We start from the raw sequence: 25,880 nt of genomic DNA, 5'->3' as shown, positions 1-25,880 counted from the left end.
CGTTCTACTCCGCCGCCGCCCTGAACGTCCGGGCTTCGACGGGGAAATGACAGGAAACCGTCGTGCCCCGGCCCATCGCTGTGTCGATCTCGACGGAACCGCCATGCAGCTCGACGAAGCTCTTGACGATGGAAAGGCCAAGTCCCGCGCCCCGGCGCCGCCCGCCATTGCTGCGCGGCTGGAAGCGTTTGAACACGGTGTCGAGCACGTCCTTCGACATGCCCGGCCCCTCATCATGAACAGAAAAGATGATCTCGGCGTTTTTGCGAACGGCCTGAAGCAGGATGGTAGAACCCTCCGGCGCGTAATTGGCCGCATTGGAGAGGAGATTGAACAGCACCTGCCGGATGCGGTTCGCATCACCCCGGAACGAGCCGATATTGCGGGCAAGCTCCACCTTCAGGCCGATATTGTGCTCGCGTAAGCGGTCGGCGACGCGCTCGGCGGCACTGGCGACCGTCTCGGCTACGGGCACGTCATCGATTTCCAGCTCCATGATGCCGGCATCCACGGTGGCGAGGTCGAGAATATCGTTGACGATGGTCAGCAGCACCGAGGAAGAGGTGCCGATATGATCGAGATATTCGCGCTGGCGCTCGTTGAGTTCGCCAAAGGCCGGGGTCTGCAAAAGCTCGGTAAAGCCGATGATGTTGGTAAGCGGCGAACGCAGCTCATAGGAGACATGCTGGACGAAATCGTTCTTGATCTGGTCGGCAAGCTCCAGCGCCTCGTTCTTGTCTTTGAGTGCCCGCTCGACGCGGACCGTGTCGGTCACGTCGACGAAGGTCAGCATGGTCTGCCCCTTGGGCAAAGGCACCAGCGCATAGGAAAGAATGGTCCCGCTCGCCAATTCCAATTGGCCCGATTCGCCTTCGCGCTTGTCGGCGAAGCCGGTGACGGCAGCGACGAAATTTTCCCATAGCGCCGGGTCCGAGGTCTTCTCGCAGAAGGTGCGGATGGCGGTGATGTGGGTGCCCTCCACCGCCAGATTGGCGGGAAGCGACCAGAGCGCGGCGAAGGCCGGATTCGACAGGCGGATGCGGCCATCGGAGCCGAACACGGCGACACCCTCGGCGAGATGGTCGAGCGTTTCGCCCTGCACGCGGATCAGCGTGTTGTACCGGCTCTCCAGATCGAATTTCTCGGTCAGATTCTCGAACACCCAGGTGACGCCGCCCTTCGGGTGCGGATTGGCGACGACGCGCAGCGTGCGCCCATCGGGCAGATGCCACCAATGCTCCTGCGGATCGACGGCGCGATAGGCCGAAAGCATCGAGTCCTTCCAGCGCCGCCATTCCGGCTGCTCGGGCAGCTTGCCCTCGCTCCGCAACCGGTCGAGCAGCATGGCATTGCTCGGACGCGCCTCCATGAATGCCGGATCGAGCGCCCAGAGCTTGGTGAAGGCCTGGTTGAAGAATTGCAGCTTCATATCCGGGTCGAAGATGGCGACCGCCGTGTTGAGTTGGTCGAGCGTCTCGGCATGGCTGCGCACGGTGCGCTGCAATTCCTCGCGCACCTGCTCCACTTCGCTGATATCGGCGGCAAGCCCGGCTGAACCCGCCATATCAGCCACTTCCGTGACGTCGAAAACATGCCGGTCGCCCCCGATGACGGTGGAGAGGCGGTCGCGGAAGCGCGCATTGGCCGTCCGCTCGCGCTCGATACGCTGGCGGGCGCTGGTGCCCAGAAGTTCATGTCCCTGCACCACCGCCTCCCCGGCATCGGAGGCACCGACAGCGCGGGCGTAGGTGCTGTTCACCCAATCGAGCCGGCCTTGCGCGTCGCGCGTCCATGCCGCCGCGTCGAGCGCATCGAGCAGGCCGCGCAGCAGGGTGACCGTCTGGACAAGCTGGGCATTCTCCGCCTTCAGGAAGGCATGCTCCGCCTGAAGCCCATCAAGGCTGACGAAGCGGGCAATCGCATAGCTGCCGGAGGTGCGGCCCTGAACGTCGAGGAATGTGCCGCTGACCGTTTCCACCACGAGATCGAAGGATTGCGCCCGGTCACGCAGCGCGGCGATCGCGCGTTCCAGCGCTGCAACGGATTCGGGCCGCAGCCAGCGCCCGAAGGCGAGAAAGCCGGCGCGGTCGCGCGGCGCGCCGCTCGTGCCCGGCAATCCGCCGAGCAATTCGGCTTTCCGGTCGCTCCCGTCCCAGACGACGATGCGCTGATCCTTGAGATTGAGCAGGGCTTCGCTGCGCTGGGCGGCGTGGGAGAGATCGGCGAATTTCGCACGCAGCGTGGCGTTTTCCTCCGCGATCTTGCCGCGGTCGCGGATGAGCCAGCCGGCGGAAAGCAGGGCCGCGCCCATGGCGCCCAGGAACATCGCGAACTGAATAACCTCGAACGTACCGAGCGAGGCGCCGAACGGCGTGGAAATCTTAGGCATTGACTCTGAAACCTGAGCCCATGCGGACACCGGCAACAGGGCAATGGCAGCAACGCCTGCCCGCAGCACCTTATGCCGCAAAGCCTTTCCACGCATATCCGATCCTCTCCGCCGCAAAGAACAGACGCCTCGGTCTTCCGGCATTCATCCAGCCTGAATCGGCGTCCTTGATCCCTCGAATCACATCAAAATACCCCTCAAGGGAATCGCCGTGAAGCGGGCTGGGGGCAAAAATAAATGCCGGGCAATTTGTCAACTGCCCGGCATCCATATGTTGTAGATATTTAAACTATGGTTAATATCTGTAGTGCTCCGGCTTGAAGGGCCCTTGCGGCGTAACGCCGATATAGGCGGCCTGCTCCTCCGAAAGCGTTGTCAGCTTCGCGCCGAGCTTGTCGAGATGCAGGCGCGCCACCTTTTCGTCGAGGTGCTTCGGCAGGACATAAACCTCGTTCTTGTAGTTCTCGCCCCGCGTATAAAGCTCGATCTGAGCCAGCACCTGGTTGGTGAAGGAAGCGGACATGACGAAGCTGGGATGGCCGGTGGCGTTGCCGAGATTCAGCAGGCGGCCTTCGGAAAGCAGGATCAGGCGCTTGCCATCGGGGAACTCGATCATGTCCACCTGCGGCTTGATATTGGTCCATTTCAGGTTTCGCAGCGCCGCGACCTGAATCTCATTGTCGAAATGGCCGATATTGCCGACGATCACCATGTCCTTCATCTTGCGCATGTGATCGAGGGTGATGACGTCCTTATTCCCCGTGGTGGTGATGACGATATCGGCGGTATGCGCCGCATCGTCGAGCGTCACCACCTCAAAGCCGTCCATGGCCGCCTGCAGCGCGCAGATCGGGTCCACTTCCGTGACCTTCACGCGCGCGCCGGCACCGGCCAGCGACTGGGCCGACCCCTTGCCGACATCGCCATAGCCGCAGACGATGGCGACCTTGCCGGCCATCATCACATCGGTGCCGCGGCGGATGCCGTCGACCAGCGATTCTTTGCACCCATATTTGTTATCGAATTTCGATTTGGTGACGCTGTCGTTTACGTTGATCGCTGGGAAGGGAAGGAGGCCCTTCTTCTGCAATTGATAGAGACGGTTGACACCGGTGGTCGTCTCCTCGGTGACACCTTTGATCGCCTCGCGTTGCTTGGTGAAGAAGCCCGGCGTTTCCGCCATGCGCTTGCGAATTTGGGCGAAGAGGATTTCTTCTTCCTCGCTGCCCGGATTAGAGAGCACGTCCTCGCCCGCCTCGGCGCGTGCGCCGATCAGGATATACATGGTCGCGTCGCCGCCATCATCGAGGATCATGTTGGAAGTGCCGCCATCCGTCCATTGGAAAATCCGGTCGGTATAGGTCCAATATTCCTCCAGCGTCTCGCCCTTGATCGCGAAGACCGGCGTGCCTGTGGCGGCGATGGCGGCGGCGGCATGGTCCTGCGTGGAGAAGATGTTGCAGGAGGCCCAGCGCACTTCCGCGCCCAGCGCCTGCAGCGTCTCGATTAGAACGGCGGTCTGTATCGTCATATGGAGGGAGCCGGAGATGCGCGCGCCGGTGAGTGGCTTTGCCATGCCGAACTCCTCGCGGGCGGCCATCAGGCCCGGCATTTCGGTTTCGGCGATGGTGATTTCCTTGCGGCCCCAATCGGCGAGGCCCATATCCTTGACGACAAAATCCAGACTTGCGGTCATTCCCTTGGCTCCGTTCCAGAAAATTAGAGCCATTTCTGTACCAGATCGGGGGAATGGGTACAATGGAACATAAAGAAATCTTTATGCGTGCATATCGTCAAATTTATGCGATTGCGGGATACGCGCAAAATCCATCGGTCCGGTTGGATCGGTCATATCCGGCTCATTGGAATGGGGAGTGAGTTGAGGTTTTATTCGCCCGGATGAGGGCCGTGTTTGCGGCGGTCGTTTCGTACTACGAAATAGGCGTAAGCCGAACCAGCCGCAGCAATTGACAGCGGTAGAACCACAAACGCGAATATCTGCAAGTTGTTCACAGCAGCCTCCGTAGAACGTATCTACCTGATAAATGTAATATAGCGGCTGTGAAAAGCCAACATGCAGCGGAAATGAAAAAGGGCAGCAAGTTCGCGGCGGTATTCGCGGAGGTATAAAGCGCAGCGGCGATCGGCGCGAAAACACCAACGGTCAGGCATGATGTCGAAGCCCGGTCAAAAGCGTTCGCGATATATTTCATGCGCTCGTTGTGAATGAGATTCATTGCCGCCCCCAGCTATTGCCAAACACTATAGGAAAACTGCACAACACGGCAAGAACGACCCATGGGGAAGCCACCTAACCCGCGTCCACGCTTCGCGGTTAACTTCAGGCGATGGCAGGGTTCACGACAGTCAATTGCAAATCGACGCCGAGTTTTTCCAACATGTCGCGAAAACCCGCCGCCGTATAGGCGCTGCTTTCCGTCACTAATGCGACGGTGCGGCCCGAGCCGTCCTGCGCTGCGGGGAGGGCGGCTACCACATCATCTGCCGGATCGAGGAATTGCCAATCAGGACGCGCCTTTTCGAAGAATGGTCTAAGCCAGGGCAGATGCGTGCTGGACAGGGTGAGGGTATCGACGGCCGGATGGGCCTCGGCGATGGAACGGCAGAACGCAGCGACCTCGGCGGCCGTCGCTTCCGGCTCTGACAAGAACGCACCGCTCTCCACCAGTTCCACCATGGGCGATGCATTGATGAGCGTCACCTTTTCAGGGCAGGGCGCATTGGCGCGCACGAATGCTGTCAGTTCCGCGCTCTCGATCATCGACCGGACGCCCATGATCACTATTTCGCCGCTCCGGCTTAAGGCCAGCGCCTCGCGGAGGGGCGGGGCTACGCCATGAATGGGCACGTCGAATTCGCTTTTCAATTCATCGAGCACCATAATCGACGGCGCGTTGGAAGCCAGAACGATGGCACCTGCGCCGAGCCCGGTCAGATATTGGATGGTGCCGCGCATGATCGACATCAATTCATCGTGCGATTTTGCGCCATAAGGAAAGCGCGCGCGGTCGGCGAAATAGATGATGTCGCGCTGGGGCAGCTCACGCCTTATCAGATCGACCAATGCATAACTGCCGATCCCGGCATCGAAAACCGCCACAGGATCGGTGAGGCTCATAATCGATGGAGGAACGCTCAGCACTCTTCGCCGAATTTGTTGGCGATCAGCTCGGCCAGCGCGTCGAGCACTTCTTTCGCCTGGCGCCCCGAGGCGCTGACATTGATGCAGCAGCCGGGGGAGGCGGCGAGCATCATCAAACCCATGATCGAGGTGCCCCCGACCGTGACGCCATCCTTCTCGACCCGCACATGCGCATCATAGCCGTCGACGAGCTGGACGAATTTCGCCGAGGCGCGGGCATGGAGGCCGCGCTTGTTGACGATCTCGAGGGCGCGGGAAATCGCGGTTTTGGGATCATATTCGCCGGTAAGGGTGACGCTGGCGCGCATGGATTATTTCCCCGTCAGAACCTGGCTTGCGACATTGATATATTTGCGGCCTGCTTCCTGCGCTTCGCGCAAGGCCGCCTGCATCTCCCCGGCCACGCGCACGCTGGAAAGCTTGATCAGCATGGGCAGGTTGACGCCTGCGATGACCTCGACCTTGCCCGGCTTCATCACCGAAATGGCGAGATTGGACGGCGTGCCGCCGAACATATCGGTCAGGATGATGACGCCGTGCCCCTTCTCGGCGCGCTCGATGGCATCGACGATATCGCGGCGACGCTGTTCCATGTCGTCTTCCGCGCCGATGCAAACCGTTTCGAAATTCTCCTGCGGACCGACGACATGCTCGACCGCATGGTGAAACTCCTCGGCCAGCTTTCCGTGCGTCACAAGCACGAGTCCGATCATTCTTTAATTGCTCCCGTCATGCGCCGCATGGACATGCAAGCAAACCCCGCCAGCGCTTTTGACCGCCGGATCGCACCCATTTCCGGCAGGTTGCACATCTTGACAGCCGAAAATGCGATATCAAGCGAAAAATCCGGCCATTGCCTCGATTTAGCCGATATGCCGCAGCGCAGCAAGGCAGGGAGCGATTCTCCACCGCCTTAACCCTAACCGGCAACCATGATTACGCTCTAAAGACCGCCCAAGGGCCATTGCGGCATGAAAAGCGCCGCCTCGATGGCCTGGCAAGCCTGATGGAACGCGCCGTGCTGCCCGGGAGCGACGAGGCGCAGGAGGGGCAGCGCCACGTGGCAATGCGTGCGCTTTGCCCCATCAGGATAGCGTATCGCCTCCTTTTCCGGAACCAGATCGACCGCCAGATGCAGGATCGCCGCTTTTTCATGTGCAATGCGGAAAAGACCCGCGCCGCGCACCTCGATGCCCCCGGCGAGCGTTTCCGGAGGCGAGGCGATAAGCCTGCCATTCACCGCGCGGACAACAGTGCGGTCATCGGAAACGAGCGCCGCGAAACCGCCCGCCGAGCGGCGGCTCTGGATGAGCGCCAGCGCCAGCGCGGACTTGCCTGCGCCGGAGGGGGCGGCGATAAGGACGCCGCGGTCGCCGAGGAGCAGCGATGTGGCGTGGATGTTTTCGCTTTTCCCCATGAGCCGCGGTCAGGACCAGGCCGGCAGATCGACGATGAAACGCGCACCGAGCCAATGGCCTGATGAGCCGGCGTCTGCCGTCGCGGGATCGACGATATTCTCCGCCGTCAGCGTGCCGCCATGGGCCTCGATGATTTGGCGGCTGATGGAAAGGCCGAGGCCCGAATTTTGCCCGAACGCCTCGCTGGCGGGCCTGTCCGTATAGAAACGCTCGAAGATACGCTCGATATTTTCCGCGCCGATGCCGGGGCCGTTATCCTCGACCAGAATGCGGATGCGATTGCCGGCATAATTGAGCGAGACATCGATCCGGCCTGTGTCTTCGGGCACGAAGGAGCGGGCGTTTTCGACGAGATTGGAGACAACCTGCCCCAGCCGCAGATCGTGGCCGGACACGTAAAACCCCTTGCGGCCCTGCGGCAGCTTGCCGACCTTCAACTCGATCTTCGTGCCGGATTTGTTGCGCTGCACCTCCTGCGCCGTCGACACGAGATTGGTGAGCAGCGCCTTCAGATCCACCCGTTCGGCCTGCTCGCGGGCGAGCTCTGCATCGAGGCGCGAGGCATCGGAAATATCGGTGATAAGCCGGTCGAGACGGCGCACATCGTGCTGGATGATGTCGAGCAGGCGTTTGCGCGATTCGTCGGTCTTGGCGAGCGGCAGCGTTTCCACCGCGCTCCGCAGCGAGGTCAGCGGGTTCTTCAACTCATGGCTGACATCGGCTGCAAAGCTCTCGATCGCCTCGATGCGGGCATAGAGCGCATTGGTCATGGCGCGGATCGAGGTGGAAAGATGCCCCACCTCATCCTGCCGGTCGGAAAAGTCAGGAATTTCGACGCGGCTCTTCACCCCATGGCGGACGCGGTCGGCGGCGGCGGCAAGCTTGCGCAGCGGATTGGCGATGGTCGAGGCGAGGAACAGTGACAGGATGACCATGACCACGGCCACGACAGCGAAAACGCGGAAAATGGCGTTGCGCTCGCCCTGGACGATCTTGTCGATATCGCCGCCCTGCGTGGAAAGCAGGAGCACACCCAGCACGGCGCGGGAGCGCTGTATGGGAACGGCGACGGAAACGACCAGTTCGCCCTGTTCATTGCGCCGCTGTGCCGTCGCGGGGGAGCCGGTCAGCGCTTGGATCACCTCGGGAAAGGCCGATCCGCTGCCGCCCGGCTGTTCCTGCTCGCGCGGAAGATCGCCGGGTTCGAAGAAATGCTCGATCCAATTGTTGAAGCGCTGGAGAAGACCCGGCCGCTCGGATTCGATGGGCGGAAGGTCGTAGCGCAGCACCTGCCCGCCCGAGATCTTGCCGCCGGGATAGGTGGAATAGAGCTGGCTCGAATCGAACAAAAGGATGGTGTTGGTGTCGTAGATCCTGGCGCGCGTGCTGGTGGGGGAAATGAGCCGCCGCAGCAGGCGGGAGACTTTGACCGGATCGATGGGAAACTCCCAGTTTTCCGGCGAGTCGGGGGAGGGGGTAATGCTCTGCCCCGCCTGCAGCTCCAAGAGCTTTTCCGGATCGATGACGATCGAGTTGGTGTCGACGGTGGCCTGCGCGACGATGGCGCCCGCAATGATCTCGCCCTGCGTCATCAGGCTCTCGATCTTGGCGTCCACCAGCCCGGCCCGGAACTGGTTCAGATACATGATGCCGGAGACCAGCACCGCCAGCGCCGCCAGATTGAGGAACAGGATGCGGCGGGTGAGGCTCGAAAACAGGAAATGGCCGAGCATGTGCCGTGCAGGCGACAACAGGCGCCGCCGCAGCAGCGAACGCTGGCGGCGCGCACGCCGTTCCCTCAAACCAGTGACGGCATTGTTGTCAGCTTCAGCCACCATATACGATCATATTTTCTGCTCGGCCCCTGCGGGACCAGGAGGATCACGCCTCGCGGAAGCGATAGCCCACGCCATAGAGCGTTTCGATCATTTCGAAGCTGTCATCAACCGCCTTGAACTTCTTGCGCAGGCGCTTGATGTGGCTATCGATGGTGCGATCGTCCACATAGACCTGCTCATCATAGGCCGCATCCATCAGCGCGTCACGGCTTTTCACCACGCCCGGGCGCTGCGCCAGGGAGTGCAGGATGAGGAATTCGGTGACCGTCAGCGTCACCGGCTCGCCCTTCCAGGTACAGGTGTGGCGCTCCTGATCCATCACGAGCTGGCCGCGCTCCAGCGACTTTGCCTGCTGTCCCACGGGCTTGGCCGTGCCGTCGCGGGCCGCCACACGGCGCAGCACCGCCTTGACACGCTCGACCAGCAGACGCTGCGAGAACGGCTTGGTGATGAAATCGTCCGCGCCCATCTTGAGGCCGAACAATTCGTCGATCTCGTCGTCCTTGGACGTCAGGAAAATTACGGGCAGGTCGGATTTCTGCCGCAAACGGCGCAGCAGCTCCATACCGTCCATGCGCGGCATCTTGATATCGAAGATCGCCAGATTGGGCGGACGGGCCATCAGGCCGTCGAGCGCCGAAGCCCCATCCGTATAGGTCTCGACGCGATAGCCTTCTGATTCTAGCGCAATGGAAACCGACGTCAGAATGTTGCGGTCGTCGTCGACGAGCGCAATCGTCTGCATTGCTGGTATTTCCCTCATGGCGCCTCTCTCCTTAAACAACAAATCAGTCGGCAAACTTGATTTTACCCGACGAGTTTGTGCAGGACAAATTCGGTACAAAATGTGGCATAGCACTTTTTCTGCCTTAAAAACAAATGTTACGGCTGATACGCTCGCAGGTTGCTTGATCCTAGTTTCTCCTGCAACGCGAATTTTTAAACGATTTAATTTCGTTTGAAAATTTTTAAATCGATTAATTATTTGAAATCATTTGGCTTTTCTGCTGTCAAGAAAGCCAGCCGAACCTTGAGGCGCATTCAGGGCGGCCTAGATTAACCTTTTTTAATGGAACATGCGGAGAAACCATGAAAGAGACCGGCACACGCAACGCGGCCGCTTCCATCACCAGCTCGGGGCTGAAGGATATCTCCGCAGTCTATTATAATCTCGGGCCTGCCGAACTCTATGAAGAATCGATCCGCCGGGGAGAGGCGGAATTGACCGCCCATGGAGCGCTTTCCGCCCGCACCGGGCAGCATACGGGCCGCTCCGCCAAGGATAAGTTCGTCGTCCGCGACGCCAATACCGAGCCCCATGTCTGGTGGGACAACAACAAGCCGATGAGCCCGGAGGCGTTCGAGACGCTGTATGCCGATTTCATCGAGCATGCGAAGGGCAGGGAGCTGTTTGTCCAGGACCTGATCGGCGGCGCCGATGCCGATTACAGCCTGCGCACCCGCGTGATCACCGAATTTGCCTGGCATTCGCTGTTCATCCGCAACCTGCTGATCCGGCCCGAGCACGAGGCGCTTCTGTCTTTCGTCCCTGAGATGACGATCATAGACCTGCCTTCCTTCCGCGCAGAGCCGGCTCGCCATGGCTGCCGCACGGAAACGGTCATCGCCGTCGATCTCACCCGCATGATCGTGCTCATCGGCGGCACGTCCTATGCCGGTGAAATGAAGAAGTCCGTCTTCACCGCGCTCAACTATATCCTCCCCCCCAAGGGCGTGATGCCAATGCATTGCTCGGCCAATCAAGGGCCTGATGGCGATACGGCGGTCTTCTTCGGTCTGTCGGGCACCGGCAAGACGACGCTTTCCGCCGACCCCAACCGCACGCTGATCGGCGATGACGAGCATGGCTGGGGGCAGCATGGCGTCTTCAATTTCGAGGGCGGCTGCTACGCCAAGACCATCCGGCTTTCGGCCGAGGCGGAACCGGAAATTTTCTCCACCACGCAGCGTTTCGGCACGGTGCTGGAAAATGTCGTGCTCGACGAAGCCCGCGTGCCTGATTTCGATGACGGATCGCTGACAGAGAACACGCGCTGCGCCTATCCGCTGGACTTCATTCCCAATGCCAGCGCCACCGGCAAGGCTGGCCAGCCGAAGAACATCATCATGCTGACGGCGGACGCCTTCGGCGTGCTGCCCCCCATTGCCCGCTTGACCCCGGCGCAGGCGATGTATCACTTCCTTTCCGGTTACACCGCCAAGGTGGCGGGCACGGAGAAGGGCGTGACCGAGCCGGAAGCGACATTCTCCACCTGCTTCGGCGCGCCCTTCATGCCGCGCCATCCGAGCGAATACGGCAATCTGCTGCGCGAGCTCATCGCAGTGCATGGCGTCGATTGCTGGCTGGTCAACACCGGCTGGACCGGCGGCGCCTATGGCACCGGCAGCCGCATGCCAATCAAGGCGACCCGCGCACTGCTGACTGCGGCGCTCGACGGCTCGCTGAAGAATGCCGAGTTCCGTACTGACCCGAATTTCGGCTTCGCCGTGCCGGTAGCCGTGCCCGGCGTCGATAGCGCCATTCTCGACCCGCGCTCCACTTGGGCCGACAAGGCGGCCTATGACGCGCAGGCGGCAAAACTCGTCGGTATGTTCATCGCCAATTTCGCCAAATTTGAAGCACATGTGGATAGCGATGTGATGGGCGCTGCTCCTGCGCAGGCGGTCGCCGCCGAATAAGCAGCCTAAAGTTCGGAGGAAGGGAAACCCGGCGGGCAACCGCTGGGTTTTCTATTTTTCTGCTATATATTTTCCATGGAAGAGAATCGCCGCCTGATCCGCATCAATGCCCGCCTTTCCATCCGCGAGGACGATCTCGAGGAGGTGTTCATTCGCGCCGGCGGCCCGGGCGGCCAGAACGTCAACAAGGTTTCGACCGCCGTGCAATTGCGGTTCAGGGCAGGGCAGGCGGCTTTGCCCGAGGAGATATTTCAGCGTTTGATCAGGCTTGCCGGGCAGCGAGCCACCAAGGAGGGCGATATCCTCATCGAGGCGAGCCGCCACCGCACGCAGGAACGCAACCGCGAGGACGCGCGCGAGCGGCTCATCGCTCTCATCGCCAAGGCCGCCGAGCCGCCCCCACCGCCGCGCAAGAAGACGAAGCCCTCCAAAGGCGCGATCGAGCGGCGGCTCAAGGAGAAATCCGGCCGGTCCGGCATCAAGAAAATGCGCGGAAAAGTGAGTGGGGACTGATCGGATATGACGGGTTTGCCTGGCGGCTTTCGCTATCTCCCTGACTATTTCGACCGTGGTGCACAGGAAGCGCTGGTCGAGGCGATCCGCGGCATCGTAGCCGAAGCACCGCTTTTCGTCCCGGCCATGCCGAAAACCGGCAAGGAAATGAGTGTACGCATGACCAATTGCGGGGAACTCGGCTGGGTTACCGATAAGGAGCGCGGCTATCGCTACCAGCCTGCGCATCCGGTGACGGGCGAGCCATGGCCGGCAATTCCGGACGTGTTGATGGCGCTTTGGCGCGAGATTTCCGATTATCCGCACCCGCCGGAGGCATGCCTTGTCAATTTCTATTCGGACAAAGCGAAGATGGGCCTGCATCAGGACAGCGACGAAAGCGAATTCGACGCGCCGGTGGTTTCCGTCTCGCTGGGCGACACCTGCCTTTTTCGCATGGGCGGCACCAAACGCAACGACCCCACCCAATCCTTCAAGCTCAAAAGCGGCGATGTGGTGGTGCTCGGCGGCGCGGCGCGACTTGCCTATCACGGCGTCGACCGGATTTATCCGGGAACCTCGATGCTTTTGAAAAAGGGCGGGCGAATCAATCTGACGCTGCGCCGCGTAACGAAGCCGTAGAGTAAACCAGGGACTACACCGGCGGCGTGCCGTTATCCGCCAGCACATCGCCCGCCAGATAGAGTGAGCCGCCAATGAGAATGCGTGGCGGGATATCGCCCGCACTGGCATTGGCGCGCAGGATTTTCAGCGCGTTTTCGACCGAATGCACCGGCTCGGCGGAAATACCCGCTTCCTCAGCCGCCACTGCCAGCGCCTCATGTGCGATGCCGGCGTCGCTGGAGCGGATCGGCACGGTGAAGACATGCTTCGCCATTCCCGCAAAAGCTTTGAAATAACCGACGGGGTCCTTGGTGTTGATCATGCCTGATATGAGGAACAGCGGGCGTGGAGAGCGTTCCTCCAGCTCCGCCATGGCCTCGGCGATGACGACGCCCGCGCCGGGATTATGCCCGCCATCGAGCCAGATTTCGGCTTTAGGCGGGGCAAGCTCCACCAATCGCCCCTGTGTGAGCCGCTGCATCCGCGCGGGCCATTCCACCGTGCTCATGGCTTTTTCAATGGCGCGGTCGGGAACATCGAAGCCCGCCGCGCGAACTGCCTTGATCGCGGCGGCGGCGTTGCCGAGCTGGTGGCGGCCCACGAGACGCGGCAGCGGCAGATCCATCAGGCCCGTCTCGTCCTGGTAGATCAGGCGGCGATGCTCTTCATAGGCAAAGAAATCCTGCCCATAGACGAAAAGCGGCGCGTGCAGCCTTTCTGCGGTCTCGATCATCACGTTCCGCGCCGCATCGTCCTCCTGAAAGCCGACGACAACAGGGCAGCCGCGCTTGATGATTCCGGCCTTCTCAGCCGCGATCAGCTCCACCCGGTCGCCGAGATAGGCCTGGTGATCGAGCGAAACCGGCATGATCAGGCTGACAGCTGGCTTAGGGATAACATTGGTGGCGTCGAACCGTCCGCCAAGCCCCACCTCCAGCACCACCGCATCGGCGGGATGCTCGGAAAAGAGCACGAAAGTGACGGCGGTGAGTATTTCGAAAACGGTGATCGGCTGACCGTTATTCGCCTCCGCCACCCGTGACACGGCTTCCGCCAGCACATCGTCGGCAACGAGCCGCCCGCCGCCCGGCGCGCCAAGGCGATAGCGCTCGTGCCAGCTGACGAGATGCGGCGAGGTATGGACATGCACCGTCAAGCCCGCAGCCTCGAGCAGCGCTCGCGAGAAAGCGCTTGCCGAGCCCTTGCCATTGGTTCCGGCGATATGAATGACCGGCGGCAGTTTCAGATGCGGATTGCCGAGCGCGCCAAGCAGCCGCGTGGTGCGGTCGAGCGACAGGTCAAAGCCTTTGGGATGCAGGCTTAGAAGCCGCTCGATTTCCTGCTCGGCGGTTTTGAGGGCCATGATCGTCAGGCGGCAATACCGGCGGGCGCGCTCGTCGCTGTGCTGGCCGCCGGCTTTTTCATCATCAGCCGCAGCAGCCGCGCGATGGTCGCCTTCATCTCAAGCCGCGAGACGACCATATCCACCATGCCGTGCTCCATGAGATATTCGGCGGTCTGGAAGCGCTCCGGCAGCTTCTCGCGGATCGTCTGCTCGATCACCCGCGCGCCGGCAAAGCCGATCATCGCGCCCGGCTCGGCTATATGCACATCGCCCAGCATGGCGTAGGAGGCCGAAACGCCCCCCGTCGTGGGGTTGGTGAGCACCACGATATAGGGAAGCCCGGCCTCTTTCAGCATCTCCACCGCGACAGTCGTGCGCGGCAGCTGCATCAGCGACATGATGCCTTCTTGCATGCGGGCGCCGCCGGACGCAGCGAACAGTACCACCGGCCGCTTCTGCGCGACGGCCGTCTCGAAGCCCTTGACGATCGCCTCGCCCGCCGCCATGCCGAGCGAGCCGCCCATGAAGCCGAACTCGTGGATGATAACTGAAATCGGCAGGCCCTCGATGGTGCCGAGCGCGTTGACGATGGTGTCTTCGAGGCCCGTGCGCGCGCGATAGTCCTTGAGACGGTCGATATAGCGCTTCTCGTCGCGGAATTTTAAGGGGTCGACCGGGACCTTCACGCTTTCCAGCGTCTCATATTTGCCGTCGTCGAAGAAGAAGCGCAGCCGATCCTTTACCGGAATGCGCATATGATGGCCGGAAGCGGGGATGACCCACTGATTGCTTTCCAGATCCTTGTGAAACACCATTTCGCCGGTCTCTGGATCCTTGACCCAGAGGTTTTCCGGCACTTCGCGGCGGCCCAGCATCGAATTGATCTTGGGCCGGACGTAATTGGTGATCCAGTTCATGATCTTGGTTCCATTTTTCTTTAGTAATCTAAGCGCTTATTCGGCGGCGGCAAGGCGGGCGGCGCGGATTCCCGTGGAAAGGCCGCGCACCATGGTGGCGACCGCATCCGCCGGATCGGCGACGAGCGAGCCATCCGGCCGGATGGTATTTGCCACCGCATTGACGATGGCCGTACCGACGACGACGCCATCGGCAGAAGCGCCGATCACCTTCGCCTGCTCCGCCGTTTTCACCCCGAAGCCGACGCAGACCGGCAGCGCCGTATGCCCTTTGATCCGGCTGACCGCCTGCGCCACTTTCGAAGTATCAGGCAGTGCCGAGCCGGTAATGCCGGTCATCGAGACGTAATAGACGAAGCCCGAGGTGTTTTCGAGCACCTTGGGCAGGCGCTTGTCATCAGTGGTCGGCGTCGCCAGACGGATGAAGTTGATCCCGGCCTTCAGCGCCGGGATGCACAGCTCCTCATCCATCTCCGGCGGCAGATCGACGATGATCAACCCATCCACGCCCGATTCCTTCGCCTCTTTCAGAAAGCGCTCGACGCCATGGATGTAGATCGGATTGTAATAGCCCATCAGCACGATTGGGGTCGTATCATCGCCCTTGCGGAACTCCGCCGCCATAGCAAGCGTCTTCACCAAGGTCTGCCCGCTTTTCAGCGCGCGCAATCCCGCCGCCTGGATCGCCGGGCCGTCGGCCATAGGATCGGAGAAGGGCACGCCAAGCTCGATGATGTCAGCACCCGCCTCGGGCAGCGCCTTCATGATCCTGAGCGAGGTCTCATAATCCGGATCGCCGCCCATGAAATAGGTGACGAGCGCCGGACGCCCTTCCGCTTTCAGCGCGGCGAATTTTTTGTCGATGCGTGTGGTCATACTGTGCCCCGTGGCATGGTGCGCGTCAGATAGTCGGCGACGGGTTTTCCGGACATCACCGTTTCCATCCATGCGCGCCGTTCAAAATCGATAATTCCGAGTTCCCAGACGCACGCCATCAGTAAGGGCTCCGCTGGAACGAATGCAGGCTCTCCGTCAAGATTGGATCGCCAGAGCATATGCGTTGCGATGCCGCCCTCAAGCCACCAGTGCAGAAGAAGCCAGAGTCCTTCTTCTCCCTGATGGACAATAGCGAAACCGGCATCGAGATGGCGCGTTGCCGTGAGCTTTTCGGCGGTTCCGGCAATCGTCTCCTTGGCCGCGTCGATTGCAGCATCCGGCAGCGGGCTGGTTGCGTCGGCCTCGATGATTGACAGCTTGATCACCGCCGGGCCGCACGACACCACCTCCGCGAACCTGGCGGCGCGCGGGAAATAGGTGGACGTTCCGGTTGCGGCAATGTGCATGTTCAATGAGCGCCTCAGATTTCCATGCCCATCAGCTTGCCGACCGTATGCACATCCTTGTCGCCGCGGCCGGAGAGGTTGACGATCATCACTTGGTCCTTGCCCATGGTGGGCGCGAGCTTGATGGCTTGGGCGATAGCGTGGGCGGATTCGAGCGCCGGGATGATGCCTTCGACGCGGGTGCAGAGCTGGAAGGCTTCGAGCGCTTCGTCATCCAGGATCGGCACATAGGAAACCCGGCCCGTATCGCGGAGCCAGGAATGTTCCGGGCCGACGCCGGGATAATCGAGCCCGGCGGAAACCGAATGCCCTTCGAGAATCTGGCCGTCGGCATCCTGCAACAGATAGGTGCGGTTGCCATGGAGCACGCCGGGGCTGCCGGCATTCATCGAGGCGCAATGCTCGTTGCCGTCAAGCCCGCGTCCGCCCGCTTCGACGCCGTAAATCGCCACATCCGGATCGTCGAGAAAGGCATGGAACAGGCCGATGGCGTTGGAGCCGCCGCCGACCGCCGCAACGATGGCGTCGGGCAGGCGGCCTTCCCGTTCGAGGATCTGCTCGCGGGCTTCCGTGCCGATCACCGACTGGAAATCACGGACGAGTTCCGGATAGGGATGCGGACCTGCCGCCGTGCCGATCAGGTAATAGGTGTTTTCGACATTGGTCACCCAGTCGCGCAGCGCCTCGTTCATCGCATCCTTGAGCGTACCGTTACCGGCGGTGACGGGCTTCACCTCCGCGCCGAGCAGCTTCATCCGAAAGACGTTGGGCTTCTGCCGCTCCACATCCGTCGCCCCCATATAGACGACGCATGGCAGGCCGAAGCGCGCGGCAACGGTGGCAGAGGCCACACCATGCTGCCCAGCGCCGGTCTCGGCGATGATGCGCGTCTTGCCCATGCGCTTCGCCAGCAGGATTTGTCCTAAGCAATTGTTGATCTTGTGGCTGCCGGTATGGTTCAGATCTTCGCGCTTGAAGTAGATCTTCGCGCCGCCCAGATGGCGGGTCAGCCCTTCGGCATAATAGAGCTTGGAGGGCCTGCCCGCATAATGGGTCGAAAGCGCCTGAAGCTCGGCCCTGAATTCCGGATCGTCCTTGGCTGCCTGGTAGGCATCCTGCAAATCGAGGATCAGTGGCATCAATGTTTCGGCCACGAAACGTCCGCCGAAAATGCCGAACATGCCCTCTTCGTCGGGGCCTGTCTTGAATGAGTTGGGTTCAGCCGGCTTGTTCAACGCTTCGCTCCATCATGTTCGGGTAAAACGCTTGGGCGCTCATTTGCCGCCGCGCGAATGGCCCGGAAGAATTCCTCGATCAGGCGCATATCCTTTTCGCCCGGCGCGCGCTCCAGGCCCGACGAGACATCGACGCCCGGCGCATTCGTCCTGGCAAGCGCCTCGGCGATATTGCCCGCGTTCAGCCCACCCGAAAGCATGTAATCCACATCGCCGTCAAGCGCCGCAAGGAGGCTCCAGTCGAAGGAAATGCCATTGCCGCCGGGAAGGTCCGAACCCCTAGGCGGCTTCGCGTCGAAGAGTAGACGATCGGCAATCCCGAGGTAAGGCTTGATCGCGGCAAGGTCGGTCGCATCGCGGATGGATAAAGCCTTCATGACGGGCAGACCGTACCGCGCCCGGACATCCGCCACCCGCTCCGGCGTCTCGCGTCCATGGAGTTGCAGCATGTCGGGGCGCATCGCGCCGATGATTTCATCCAGCAAGGCATCGTCGGCGTCGACCGTGACGGCAACAGCCTTCGCCCGGCCTTCAGCCGCCGGGCGCAGCCGGCCCGCCAGCTCAGGCGAAACATTGCGCGGGCTTTTGGGAAAGAAGATGAAGCCGATATGCGACGCGCCGTTATGGAGCGCGGCATCAACCGCCTCCGATGTCTTCAAACCGCATATTTTGATATCGAGAGCCATGGTCTGCCCACGTCGCATAAATTAGCGGGCGAGTCGAGTATTTACGCTGGCAGATCAGCTTAAGTGTGCGTCAAATCCATGGCTGAGCAGGAATTCATACGCCTCCATGACATGAGGCGACACATCCTGCGGAATTTGAAATCCCTTGGAGGGATAATCCAGAATGCGTTTCAAATCCCCAACCATCTCGTGAACAAGCTTTTCAAACGGATAGGAATCCGTGGGTTGATGCTCGAAAGGCGTGGACGGCGCGGTGACCAGCGCCTCCACCCCAGGCCATTGCTTGCCGATGGTCGCGAGCGCGCGTCGTTGCGTCTGCGGTTTCGTCACAATGATGACGCGCTTGACAGCATCGCCCAATAGCTCGTGTGAATAACGGATGTTTTCGCCGATATTGGTGGCTTTGGGTTCGATCAGAATAGCCTTTTCCGGCACGCCTTCGGCCATCGCGACATCGGCAAACGTCTCCGCCTCGCTCTTCGCATAGAGCCCTTCGGTCCAGTTGCCGGACTTGCCGGTAAAGACGAGCCGGGGAGCGAGACCGGCCTGAAACAGCGCCGCGCAATGTTTCGCCACGCGCAGATCATAACTGCCAAGACCGATGATCGCATCGGCAGGCTTTAATTCGTCATAGACGAGGTGATAGTTCCAGAGCGTGAGCGCCGCTTCGTAGACGCCCTTATTCATGAGAATTCGATGGCTTGCAGCAAGGTGCCATTGCGCTTCAGCCACGCCTTGCAGCGCTCCGTATCGGGGCAAAGCTCGAGGCACAGCTTCCAGAATTTCGGCCCATGGTTCATTTCGATGAGATGCGCCACCTCATGCGCCACCAGATAGTTGATGACCGGGGGAGGGGCCATCGCGATGCGCCAGGAAAAGGAGAGAACGCCATCAGAGGTGCAGGAGCCCCAGCGGCTCTTGGTGTCCTTATAGCGGATCGCCTTGGCGCGGCGGCCCACGCTCGCCGTATGGCGGGCGACCAGCGTCTCCATCTCGCGCTGGGCCTCGCGCTTCAGATAATCGGCGATGCGGCGCGGCAGGTGCAGCCTGTCGCCATGGACGATCAGCATCCGCTCGCCATCCTCGCCGATGGCGGTTTCCACCGTGCCGCGTCCCGGCTCATGCACGATCAGATGCGGAAGGCCGCGAATGGGTATCTTGATGCCGGGGCGCACCGCCGCCCGGTCGGGCAGCCTGGCGATGCGGGTCTCGATCCAGCCCTCGTGGCGGGAGAGGAAGCGGTCCACCTCGCGCGCCGGAAGGCCCGGCGGAATGGTGACGCGCAAACCCTTGCCGCCGGCCTCGATACGCAACGTCAGCCTTGTCGCGCGCGGATTTTCCACCACGCGCAGCGGCAAGGTCCGCCCGGCGACTTCGTAGGCGCGGCCATTTTCGGCATCGGAACGCTTATCCGGTGTGACGCGAGACTGAACCATGGACTGCAACCATAGACGATTCGAGGAAAATTTATGTGAAAACCTTCTCAAACAGAGACGGCGCGGATTTTCCGCGCCGTTTCTTGGTTAAGAGCATGTTAAAGCCGGATCAGATATCGGTGATGTCAGAACCCGATGTCGTGGCGGGTGTCTTTTTTCCGGCATTGCGGCGTTCGGTCATGAAGCGGTCGAACTCCTCCTTGTCCTTGGCGCGGCGCACTTCGCGCGCATAGGCCTCGAACTCGGCGCGGGCCTCGTCGAGCTTGCGGCGCTCCTCGGCAAGGCGGTCGAGCTCCTTCTGACGCCAATCGTCAAAAGCGGCATTGCCGGACGAGGAGAACGCTCCGCCGCGCGGGCAGGCATTGTGGAAATTCTTGAAAAGACCGTCGGTGGCGTTGTTCACGTCGCTTTTGAAGCCTTCCAGGCGGTCACCCCAGAGGATGTAGACGAGCATGGTGAGGCCGAGAGGCCACCAGACGACAAACCCGATGATCATGAGGGCGATGGTAGCCGGCGTCCAGGCCGGGCGGATCAATGCGGAACTGTTCATGTCAACTCCGTTCAAGCATGACCTCGAAAAGTTGCAGACTTCCCGGATAAGGTTCATGCGATCAAAAATGAGCCAGCCCCTATTGGTGGCTACGATTCGCGACGTGGTGAATGAATTATGACTTTTCAAGGCGCAATTGCGCGATTCCTTGCGGGTTTTAGGCCGATTTGAGCGATTTTGCGTGATCGAGCCCAGCCACGGCGAGGCCCGCCACCAGCGCCCAGAAGGCCGAGCCGATGCCGCCAATGGCAATGCCCGAGGCGGTGACCGCGAAGGTGACGATGGCCGGAAGCCGCTCCGTTTCCGATTTCAGCGCCAGCACGAGAGCATTGATGAAGGGCGCGATCAGCGCCAGCCCGGCGATGAGCACGATCAGCGCCGCCGGCAGCACCGCAAAAAGCGCCACTAGCGAAGCGCCGAATATGGCGAAGATCAGATAGCAGAGCGCGTAGACAGGGCCGGTGAGCCAGCGCTTCGCCGGGTCTGGATGCGCGTCCGGCCCGGTGCAGAGCGCCGCCGAGATCGCCGCCATATTGCTGGTATGCGCGCCGAAGGGGGCCGTCAGCAGCGAGACGAGGCCCGTTACCTGCAGGCAGGGGCCGGTCGGCGGCTCATAGCCCGCGGCCCGCAGGACCGCGAAGCCGGGCAGGTTCTGCGAGGCCATGGTGACCAGATAGAGCGGCAGCGCCAGCCCGATCATGGCATTAGCATGGAAGACCGGGCTGATCCAGGTGAGCGTCGAGAGTTCCGGCGCGGGCAGTGCCGGCACCCGTGAAAGGGCGAATGCCAGGATGATGCCTGCGAAAAGCACGGCAAGCACGGCGAATGCGGGGTTGAAAAGGCGGATGACGAAGAACAGCGCCACCAGCGGCAGCACCAGCATGGGGTCGATCGCCAATGTCTTCGCAGCGCCGGTGACGAAGCTCATCAACACCCCTGCCAGCATGCCGGAGGCGATGGGGGCGGGAATGCGCGAAACCAGCGTCGAGATTGGCTTGATAAGCCCGGTGGCGATGATGGCGAGCGCGGTGACAATGAAGGCGCCCACGGCTTCCTCCATGGTAAAGCCCGCGCTTGCGCCGATCAGCGCCAGCCCCGGCGTCGACCAGGCGGTGATAACAGGCATCTTGTAGCGCCAGCTCAACCAGCCGGAAGAGACCGCCATCGCGAGACAGATCGCCGTGACCCAGCTCGCGGTTTGAACCTGCGTCGCCCCCAGCGCCTGGGCGGCGGCAATGATGAGTGCCAATGTGCCGCCGAAGCCGACAAAGGCCGCGACGCTTGCGGAAGCGATGACGGAAAGACGCATAGTGGTTACCCTTTTGCAGCCACGCGCTCGGCAAGCGCCGCGACGGTGCGCGTCAGAAGCTCCAGGTCCTGCGGTCGCGACAGCCGATGATCGCCGTCGCGCACCAGCGTCAGCGTCACATCATCGACAGGCAGGTGCTCGGTGAGGGTGAGGGCATGGGTATAGGGCACGTCAGCATCTTCCATGCCTTGCAGGATATGAACCGGGCAGCCCGTCTCTATTATCCCCTTGAGCACCAGATTCTTGCGCCCGTCCTCGATGAGTTTGCGCGTGTAAATATACGGATTGGGCGAGTAATCGGACGGTTTTTCGAAATAGCCCTTCTCGAGAAGCGCGCGTTTCTGCCCTTCCGTCATCTGCGGTTCGACCAGCAGGGCGGTGAAATCGGGCGCGGGCGCGATGAGCACGATGGCTTCAGGCCCATTGCCCGACCGCCCAAGCTCCTGCGCCATGCGCAGCGCGATCCACGCGCCCATGGATGAGCCGATAAGGATCTGCGGACCGTCCGCGAAACGGCGGTAGACGGCGAGGCTTTCCTCGAGCCAGCGCGAGATGGTGCCTTCGTTGAAATCGCCGCCGGACTGGCCATGGCCGGAATAATCATGGCGCAGGCAGGAATGCCCCGTTTCCGCCGCCCATCCATCCAGATGCACCGCCTTGCCGCCCAGCATGTCGGAGCGGTAGCCGCCGAGCCAGACGAGGCCGGGCGCCTTCGGTCCTTTGCGATGCAGAACGGCGATCTCAGCACCCTGCACGTCGATGAAATGGGGTGTCGCTTCCTCCATTGCCCGTCTCCCTTCCCACGTCCCTGTCGCGCCCGCTTATTGCTTCGCATCTCTGCCATTTAATGGAAACGCTCGGAATCCGCATTGAAAAACGACCAAATGTGGCCAATATTCATCGATTGCCGGCAAATGCTTGGCAGGAGTGATTTCTTGCTGCAAAGATGCTATTGACATCCGCGCGCGCTTGGCGACATTGCCGCCAAGAGTTTTGTTGTGCGTGGAACCAATGGCGCCGGCAACCAATTCGAGAGGCTTGAATTGCCTCAAAAGGATATAACTAGGAGATAACGATCATTCGCCGACCGTTCAGAGCGTCGCCGGTCCAGAAAGACGGACCGCGCTCCAACCGAGATATCCGGGTTCCCCGGGTCCAGCTCATCGATGCCGAAGGCCAGAACCACGGCAACGTGTCCATTCAGGAAGCATTGGCGCTTGCCGAGGAGGCAGGGCTCGATCTCGTGGAGATCGTGCCGAACGCCGAGCCGCCCGTATGCAAGATTGTCGATCTCGGCAAGCTGAAATACCAGAACCAGAAAAAGGCTGCCGAAGCCCGCAAGAAGCAGAAGACGGTCGAGATCAAGGAAATCAAGATGCGGCCGAACATCGACACCCATGACTATGAGGTGAAGATGAAGGCAGTCAGCCGCTTCTTCGAAGAGGGCGACAAGGTCAAGATCACCCTGCGCTTCCGTGGCCGTGAGATGGCCCACCAGGAACTGGGCATGAAGCTTCTCGAGCGCGTCAAGGAAGATACGGCTGAGATCGCCAAGGTCGAAGCCGAGCCGCGCCTCGAAGGCCGCCAGATGATGATGGTGCTTGCGCCGCGTTAATTTGGACCGCCACTCTACTATTCGAAAAAGCCGCCTTGCGCGGCTTTTTCTTTGCGAGGGACAATTGGCCGTTTCCCGCCACAAATAATCCACGAAATATCCCGACACCGGCGCGCCTCAATTGGGTGGCGGGAGTATTTCAATGCAAACCATAAGCGATATGGGCCGGTTTCAACGCAAGAGGCGCATTATCATTGCGCTGGTGATCGGCCTGCTTTTTCTGACGCTTCTGTTCGTGCGCTCCGCCTGGGGCGATAATCAGGTTCATGAATATATCGAGGCGGTCGGGCTTGGCTTCATCGTGCTCGCCATTATCGGCCGCATGTGGTGCACGCTTTATATCGGCGGCAAGAAGAGCGCGGAAATCGTCCGCGACGGGCCATATTCCGTCACCCGCAACCCGCTTTACGTCTTCAGCACGCTGGGCGCGGCGGGCATCGGCGCACAGACGGGCAGCCTTACCATAGCATTCGGCTTCGCTGTGCTTTGCTATGTCGCCTTTCAGATCGTCATCCGCGCGGAAGAAAAATTCCTCGAAAAGACCTTCGGCGAGCCATACCGGGCCTATATGCGGGAAGTCCCGCGTTTCCTCCCGCGCCTATCGCTCTTCCGCGACAAGGGCGAGCTTGTGGTGCGGCCCGACCGTGTCTACCGCACGCTGACGGACGGGCTCGTCTTCTTCGTCGCCTATCCGGTGTTCGAATTCGTTGAATACCTGCAGGGCATCCACGCTTTGCCCGTGCTCTTCAGGCTTTACTAATCCGCGCGATTCCTCCCTTGCGTTTTGCCGGGATTCATGTCTATAAGGCCGCGTTCGAACCGCCCGGCAGGGCATGCCGTGGCGGTTTTTCATGCTTTTCGGGCTTTGGTCGGCCTGGAAGTATCAAACAATAGGCATCAAGCGTCGTCGGTACGGTAGGAAGCGCCCAATAACCAAGAGGCGTGGAGTTCCGAAGGAACGACGGGGAATGTCCAAAAGGAGTAGCAAAATGCCCAAGATGAAGACCAAATCCGCTGCCAAGAAGCGGTTCAAGATCACCGCCTCCGGCAAGGTCAAGGCGCAGGCCGCCGGCAAGCGTCATGGCATGATCAAGCGCACGAACAAGTTCATTCGCGATGCCCGCGGCACCATGGTTCTCGCCGAGCCGGATGCCAAGATCGTGAAGAAGTTCCTGCCGAACGGCCTCTGAGCCGAAGCCCTGATTTTTAAGGAGATCATACCATGGCACGCGTAAAACGGGGCGTTACCGCCCATGCCAAGCACAAGAAGGTCCTGAAGCAGGCCGAGGGCTTCTACGGCCGCCGCAAGAATACGATCCGCGCCGCCAAGGCTGCTGTCGATCGTTCCAAGCAATATGCCTATCGTGACCGTAAGAACCGCAAGCGCTCCTTCCGCGCCCTGTGGATTCAGCGCATCAATGCGGCTGTCCGCGAGCAGGGCCTGACCTATGGCCGCTTCATCGACGGTCTCTCCAAGGCCGGCATTGAGGTCGACCGCAAGGTTCTTTCCGATCTCGCCATCCATGAGCCGGAGGCGTTCGGCGCACTGGTCGCTTCGGCCAAGAAGGCGCTGGAATATCTGAAAGAGACCACCCCGAACGCTTTTGAAGGCGCTGTCCGTTAAGCCAGACGCGCTCCCAAAGCTTCGAATTCATATTGTTTGGGAAACCCGCGCTGGCGAGAAGCTGGCGCGGGTTTCTCTTTAATACCCGTCAAAATCCACGGAACCTCACTCCCATGTCCGATATCGCTGAATTGGAACAAAACCTTCTGGCCGAGATTGCCGCCGCCACCGATGTTGAGGCTGTGGAAGCCATCCGCGTCGCCGCCCTCGGCAAGAAGGGCTCGATTTCGGAGAAACTGAAATCGCTGGGCGCGATGTCGCCGGAAGAGCGGCAGACGCAAGGCCCGGCCATCAACGGGCTGAAGAACCGTGTGACCGAGGCCCTGGCCACGCGCAAGACCGAATTGCGGGACGCCGCCATCGCCGCCCGCCTGGAAAAGGAAAAGGTGGACGTCACGCTTCCAGTCCGCACTTCCCCGGCGGAACGCGGACGCATCCACCCGATCAGCCAGGTCATTGATGAGATCACCGCCATCTTCGCCGATATGGGCTTCGCCATCGCCGAAGGGCCGGATATCGAGACGGATTATTATAATTTCACCGCGCTGAACTTCCCGGAAGGGCACCCCGCGCGCGAAATGCACGACACCTTCTTCTTCAATCCCGATGAGAAGGGCGAGCGCAAGCTGCTGCGCACCCACACCTCTCCCGTGCAGATCCGCACCATGGAGACCACAAGCCCGCCGATCCGCATCGTCATCCCCGGCAAGACCTATCGCATGGATTCCGACGCCACCCATTCGCCGATGTTCCATCAGGTCGAGGGGCTGGTGATCGACAAGACCGCCAATGTCGCCAATATGAAATGGGTGCTGGAGGAGTTCTGCAAGGCCTTCTTCGAGGTTCCCTCCTTGAAGATGCGCTTCCGCCCCTCCTTCTTCCCCTTCACCGAACCGTCGATGGAAGTCGATATCCAGTGCGACCGCTCCGGCACCGAAGTGAAGTTCGGCGAGGGTAATGATTGGATGGAGATTCTGGGCTGCGGCATGGTGCATCCCAATGTGCTCAGAAATTGCGGCCTCGATCCGGATGAATATCAGGGCTTCGCTTGGGGCATGGGCATCGACCGCATCGCCATGCTGAAATACGGCATGCCGGACCTGCGCGCTTTCTTCGACGCCGACGTCCGCTGGCTCCAGCACTATGGCTTCCGCCCGCTGGACATGCCGACACTGTTCGGCGGTTTGAGCGCGTGA

General features: G+C 61.0%; 27 protein-coding genes. 8 read left to right on the top strand and 19 right to left on the bottom strand.

Going from position 1 to position 25,880, the window contains the following annotated elements:
* Positions 1-4 precede the first annotated feature (4 nt).
* The 8 genes from ACOWVG_RS05585 to ACOWVG_RS05550 all read right to left on the bottom strand — a co-directional run bounded on the left by ACOWVG_RS05585 (position 5) and on the right by ACOWVG_RS05550 (position 9,571).
* Positions 5-2,533 (bottom strand): PAS-domain containing protein, encoded by a 2,529-nt coding sequence (locus ACOWVG_RS05585; protein WP_420960515.1) that lies wholly within the window; start codon positions 2,531-2,533, stop codon positions 5-7.
* 151 nt (positions 2,534-2,684) lie between these two features.
* Complete coding sequence (gene ahcY / locus ACOWVG_RS05580) at positions 2,685-4,085, bottom strand: adenosylhomocysteinase (RefSeq protein ID WP_420960514.1); 1,401 nt, start codon at positions 4,083-4,085, stop codon at positions 2,685-2,687.
* Between the two features lie 645 nt (positions 4,086-4,730).
* Complete coding sequence (locus ACOWVG_RS05575; RefSeq protein WP_420960513.1) at positions 4,731-5,528, bottom strand: glutamate racemase; 798 nt, start codon at positions 5,526-5,528, stop codon at positions 4,731-4,733.
* A 17-nt stretch (positions 5,529-5,545) separates the two neighbouring features.
* A complete protein-coding gene (locus ACOWVG_RS05570; protein WP_420960512.1) occupies positions 5,546-5,860 on the bottom strand; it encodes an HPr family phosphocarrier protein in 315 nt (104 codons plus the stop codon).
* Positions 5,861-5,863: 3 nt separating this feature from the next.
* Complete coding sequence (locus tag ACOWVG_RS05565; RefSeq protein WP_188823589.1) at positions 5,864-6,265, bottom strand: PTS sugar transporter subunit IIA; 402 nt, start codon at positions 6,263-6,265, stop codon at positions 5,864-5,866.
* Positions 6,266-6,495: 230 nt separating this feature from the next.
* Positions 6,496-6,969, bottom strand: coding sequence for an HPr kinase/phosphorylase (locus ACOWVG_RS05560; RefSeq protein ID WP_420960511.1), 474 nt, complete (start codon positions 6,967-6,969; stop codon positions 6,496-6,498).
* A gap of 9 nt (positions 6,970-6,978) precedes the next feature.
* Positions 6,979-8,808, bottom strand: a complete 1,830-nt coding sequence (locus ACOWVG_RS05555) for a stimulus-sensing domain-containing protein (RefSeq protein WP_420960510.1) — start codon at positions 8,806-8,808, stop codon at positions 6,979-6,981.
* Between the two features lie 43 nt (positions 8,809-8,851).
* Positions 8,852-9,571: a response regulator transcription factor gene (locus tag ACOWVG_RS05550; protein ID WP_420960509.1), complete on the bottom strand. Its 720-nt coding sequence runs from the start codon at positions 9,569-9,571 to the stop codon at positions 8,852-8,854.
* A 326-nt stretch (positions 9,572-9,897) separates the two neighbouring features.
* Here ACOWVG_RS05550 and ACOWVG_RS05545 point away from each other — a divergent pair, with 326 nt between their 5' ends.
* The 3 genes from ACOWVG_RS05545 to ACOWVG_RS05535 all read left to right on the top strand — a co-directional run bounded on the left by ACOWVG_RS05545 (position 9,898) and on the right by ACOWVG_RS05535 (position 12,642).
* Complete coding sequence (locus tag ACOWVG_RS05545) at positions 9,898-11,508, top strand: phosphoenolpyruvate carboxykinase (protein WP_420960508.1); 1,611 nt, start codon at positions 9,898-9,900, stop codon at positions 11,506-11,508.
* A 75-nt stretch (positions 11,509-11,583) separates the two neighbouring features.
* A complete protein-coding gene (gene arfB / locus ACOWVG_RS05540; protein ID WP_420960507.1) occupies positions 11,584-12,021 on the top strand; it encodes an alternative ribosome rescue aminoacyl-tRNA hydrolase ArfB in 438 nt (145 codons plus the stop codon).
* A 6-nt stretch (positions 12,022-12,027) separates the two neighbouring features.
* A complete protein-coding gene (locus tag ACOWVG_RS05535; RefSeq protein ID WP_420960506.1) occupies positions 12,028-12,642 on the top strand; it encodes an alpha-ketoglutarate-dependent dioxygenase AlkB family protein in 615 nt (204 codons plus the stop codon).
* A 13-nt stretch (positions 12,643-12,655) separates the two neighbouring features.
* Here the strand turns inward: ACOWVG_RS05535 and ACOWVG_RS05530 are convergent, their stop codons facing one another.
* The 11 genes from ACOWVG_RS05530 to ACOWVG_RS05480 form a co-directional block, all read right to left on the bottom strand.
* The gene (locus tag ACOWVG_RS05530) at positions 12,656-13,987 is read right to left on the bottom strand and encodes a bifunctional folylpolyglutamate synthase/dihydrofolate synthase (RefSeq protein ID WP_420960505.1); all 1,332 of its coding nucleotides are present in this window, start codon (positions 13,985-13,987) and stop codon (positions 12,656-12,658) included.
* A 5-nt stretch (positions 13,988-13,992) separates the two neighbouring features.
* Positions 13,993-14,886, bottom strand: a complete 894-nt coding sequence (accD, locus tag ACOWVG_RS05525) for an acetyl-CoA carboxylase, carboxyltransferase subunit beta (RefSeq protein WP_420960504.1) — start codon at positions 14,884-14,886, stop codon at positions 13,993-13,995.
* Positions 14,887-14,922: 36 nt separating this feature from the next.
* Positions 14,923-15,762, bottom strand: a complete 840-nt coding sequence (trpA, locus tag ACOWVG_RS05520) for a tryptophan synthase subunit alpha (RefSeq protein ID WP_420960503.1) — start codon at positions 15,760-15,762, stop codon at positions 14,923-14,925.
* The gene (locus ACOWVG_RS05515) at positions 15,759-16,229 is read right to left on the bottom strand and encodes a hypothetical protein (protein ID WP_420960502.1); all 471 of its coding nucleotides are present in this window, start codon (positions 16,227-16,229) and stop codon (positions 15,759-15,761) included. The genes trpA and ACOWVG_RS05515 overlap by 4 nt, the downstream gene beginning before the upstream one ends.
* A 14-nt stretch (positions 16,230-16,243) precedes the next feature.
* Positions 16,244-17,464, bottom strand: a complete 1,221-nt coding sequence (gene trpB, locus ACOWVG_RS05510) for a tryptophan synthase subunit beta (protein WP_420960501.1) — start codon at positions 17,462-17,464, stop codon at positions 16,244-16,246.
* A complete protein-coding gene (locus ACOWVG_RS05505) occupies positions 17,461-18,150 on the bottom strand; it encodes a phosphoribosylanthranilate isomerase (protein ID WP_420960500.1) in 690 nt (229 codons plus the stop codon). Before ACOWVG_RS05505 ends, trpB begins: the two co-directional genes overlap by 4 nt.
* Positions 18,151-18,204: 54 nt before the next feature.
* Complete coding sequence (locus ACOWVG_RS05500; RefSeq protein WP_420960499.1) at positions 18,205-18,837, bottom strand: YdcF family protein; 633 nt, start codon at positions 18,835-18,837, stop codon at positions 18,205-18,207.
* On the bottom strand, positions 18,834-19,586 hold the full coding sequence (locus ACOWVG_RS05495; RefSeq protein WP_420960498.1) for a M48 family metallopeptidase: 753 nt from the start codon (positions 19,584-19,586) through the stop codon (positions 18,834-18,836). Before ACOWVG_RS05495 ends, ACOWVG_RS05500 begins: the two co-directional genes overlap by 4 nt.
* Positions 19,587-19,695: 109 nt before the next feature.
* On the bottom strand, positions 19,696-20,136 hold the full coding sequence (locus ACOWVG_RS05490) for a DUF2852 domain-containing protein (protein ID WP_420960497.1): 441 nt from the start codon (positions 20,134-20,136) through the stop codon (positions 19,696-19,698).
* A gap of 157 nt (positions 20,137-20,293) precedes the next feature.
* A complete protein-coding gene (locus tag ACOWVG_RS05485) occupies positions 20,294-21,445 on the bottom strand; it encodes a benzoate/H(+) symporter BenE family transporter (RefSeq protein ID WP_420960496.1) in 1,152 nt (383 codons plus the stop codon).
* A 5-nt stretch (positions 21,446-21,450) separates the two neighbouring features.
* A complete protein-coding gene (locus ACOWVG_RS05480) occupies positions 21,451-22,230 on the bottom strand; it encodes an alpha/beta hydrolase (protein WP_420960495.1) in 780 nt (259 codons plus the stop codon).
* Positions 22,231-22,523: 293 nt separating this feature from the next.
* Between ACOWVG_RS05480 and infC the strand changes: the two genes are divergently transcribed.
* From infC to pheS, 5 genes are all read left to right on the top strand, one after another.
* Positions 22,524-23,060 carry a translation initiation factor IF-3 gene (infC, locus tag ACOWVG_RS05475; RefSeq protein ID WP_420960801.1) on the top strand — a complete coding sequence of 179 codons (537 nt, stop codon included), beginning with the start codon at positions 22,524-22,526 and terminating at the stop codon, positions 23,058-23,060.
* A gap of 142 nt (positions 23,061-23,202) precedes the next feature.
* Positions 23,203-23,820, top strand: a complete 618-nt coding sequence (locus ACOWVG_RS05470) for a methyltransferase family protein (RefSeq protein WP_420960494.1) — start codon at positions 23,203-23,205, stop codon at positions 23,818-23,820.
* 229 nt (positions 23,821-24,049) lie between these two features.
* Positions 24,050-24,250 (top strand): 50S ribosomal protein L35, encoded by a 201-nt coding sequence (gene rpmI, locus ACOWVG_RS05465; protein WP_420960493.1) that lies wholly within the window; start codon positions 24,050-24,052, stop codon positions 24,248-24,250.
* Positions 24,251-24,282: 32 nt separating this feature from the next.
* Entirely contained in the window at positions 24,283-24,684 is a 402-nt protein-coding gene (gene rplT / locus ACOWVG_RS05460) for a 50S ribosomal protein L20 (protein ID WP_420960491.1), read from the top strand.
* A gap of 113 nt (positions 24,685-24,797) precedes the next feature.
* Positions 24,798-25,880 carry a phenylalanine--tRNA ligase subunit alpha gene (pheS, locus tag ACOWVG_RS05455; protein WP_420960490.1) on the top strand — a complete coding sequence of 361 codons (1,083 nt, stop codon included), beginning with the start codon at positions 24,798-24,800 and terminating at the stop codon, positions 25,878-25,880.

Origin of the sequence: Brucella sp. IR073, assembly GCF_049065735.1 — a bacterium.
Taxonomy (GTDB): Bacteria; Pseudomonadota; Alphaproteobacteria; order Rhizobiales; family Rhizobiaceae; genus Paramesorhizobium.
This window is presented reverse-complemented; position numbering and strand designations above follow the sequence as displayed.

Bases quoted from the DNA above. Each gene is read 5' to 3' on its own strand.
- ACOWVG_RS05585 (WP_420960515.1), bottom strand. From the start codon at position 2,533: ATGCCGGAAGACCGAGGCGTCTGTTCTTTGCGGCGGAGAGGATCGGAT.
- ahcY (WP_420960514.1), bottom strand. From the start codon at position 4,085: ATGACCGCAAGTCTGGATTTTGTCGTCAAGGATATGGGCCTCGCCGAT.
- ACOWVG_RS05575 (WP_420960513.1), bottom strand. From the start codon at position 5,528: ATGAGCCTCACCGATCCTGTGGCGGTTTTCGATGCCGGGATCGGCAGT.
- ACOWVG_RS05570 (WP_420960512.1), bottom strand. From the start codon at position 5,860: ATGCGCGCCAGCGTCACCCTTACCGGCGAATATGATCCCAAAACCGCG.
- ACOWVG_RS05565 (WP_188823589.1), bottom strand. From the start codon at position 6,265: ATGATCGGACTCGTGCTTGTGACGCACGGAAAGCTGGCCGAGGAGTTT.
- ACOWVG_RS05560 (WP_420960511.1), bottom strand. From the start codon at position 6,969: ATGGGGAAAAGCGAAAACATCCACGCCACATCGCTGCTCCTCGGCGAC.
- ACOWVG_RS05555 (WP_420960510.1), bottom strand. From the start codon at position 8,808: ATGGTGGCTGAAGCTGACAACAATGCCGTCACTGGTTTGAGGGAACGG.
- ACOWVG_RS05550 (WP_420960509.1), bottom strand. From the start codon at position 9,571: ATGAGGGAAATACCAGCAATGCAGACGATTGCGCTCGTCGACGACGAC.
- ACOWVG_RS05545 (WP_420960508.1), top strand. From the start codon at position 9,898: ATGAAAGAGACCGGCACACGCAACGCGGCCGCTTCCATCACCAGCTCG.
- arfB (WP_420960507.1), top strand. From the start codon at position 11,584: ATGGAAGAGAATCGCCGCCTGATCCGCATCAATGCCCGCCTTTCCATC.
- ACOWVG_RS05535 (WP_420960506.1), top strand. From the start codon at position 12,028: ATGACGGGTTTGCCTGGCGGCTTTCGCTATCTCCCTGACTATTTCGAC.
- ACOWVG_RS05530 (WP_420960505.1), bottom strand. From the start codon at position 13,987: ATGGCCCTCAAAACCGCCGAGCAGGAAATCGAGCGGCTTCTAAGCCTG.
- accD (WP_420960504.1), bottom strand. From the start codon at position 14,886: ATGAACTGGATCACCAATTACGTCCGGCCCAAGATCAATTCGATGCTG.
- trpA (WP_420960503.1), bottom strand. From the start codon at position 15,762: ATGACCACACGCATCGACAAAAAATTCGCCGCGCTGAAAGCGGAAGGG.
- ACOWVG_RS05515 (WP_420960502.1), bottom strand. From the start codon at position 16,229: ATGCACATTGCCGCAACCGGAACGTCCACCTATTTCCCGCGCGCCGCC.
- ACOWVG_RS05505 (WP_420960500.1), bottom strand. From the start codon at position 18,150: ATGGCTCTCGATATCAAAATATGCGGTTTGAAGACATCGGAGGCGGTT.
- ACOWVG_RS05500 (WP_420960499.1), bottom strand. From the start codon at position 18,837: ATGAATAAGGGCGTCTACGAAGCGGCGCTCACGCTCTGGAACTATCAC.
- ACOWVG_RS05495 (WP_420960498.1), bottom strand. From the start codon at position 19,586: ATGGTTCAGTCTCGCGTCACACCGGATAAGCGTTCCGATGCCGAAAAT.
- ACOWVG_RS05490 (WP_420960497.1), bottom strand. From the start codon at position 20,136: ATGAACAGTTCCGCATTGATCCGCCCGGCCTGGACGCCGGCTACCATC.
- ACOWVG_RS05485 (WP_420960496.1), bottom strand. From the start codon at position 21,445: ATGCGTCTTTCCGTCATCGCTTCCGCAAGCGTCGCGGCCTTTGTCGGC.
- ACOWVG_RS05480 (WP_420960495.1), bottom strand. From the start codon at position 22,230: ATGGAGGAAGCGACACCCCATTTCATCGACGTGCAGGGTGCTGAGATC.
- ACOWVG_RS05470 (WP_420960494.1), top strand. From the start codon at position 23,203: ATGCAAACCATAAGCGATATGGGCCGGTTTCAACGCAAGAGGCGCATT.
- rpmI (WP_420960493.1), top strand. From the start codon at position 24,050: ATGCCCAAGATGAAGACCAAATCCGCTGCCAAGAAGCGGTTCAAGATC.
- rplT (WP_420960491.1), top strand. From the start codon at position 24,283: ATGGCACGCGTAAAACGGGGCGTTACCGCCCATGCCAAGCACAAGAAG.
- pheS (WP_420960490.1), top strand. From the start codon at position 24,798: ATGTCCGATATCGCTGAATTGGAACAAAACCTTCTGGCCGAGATTGCC.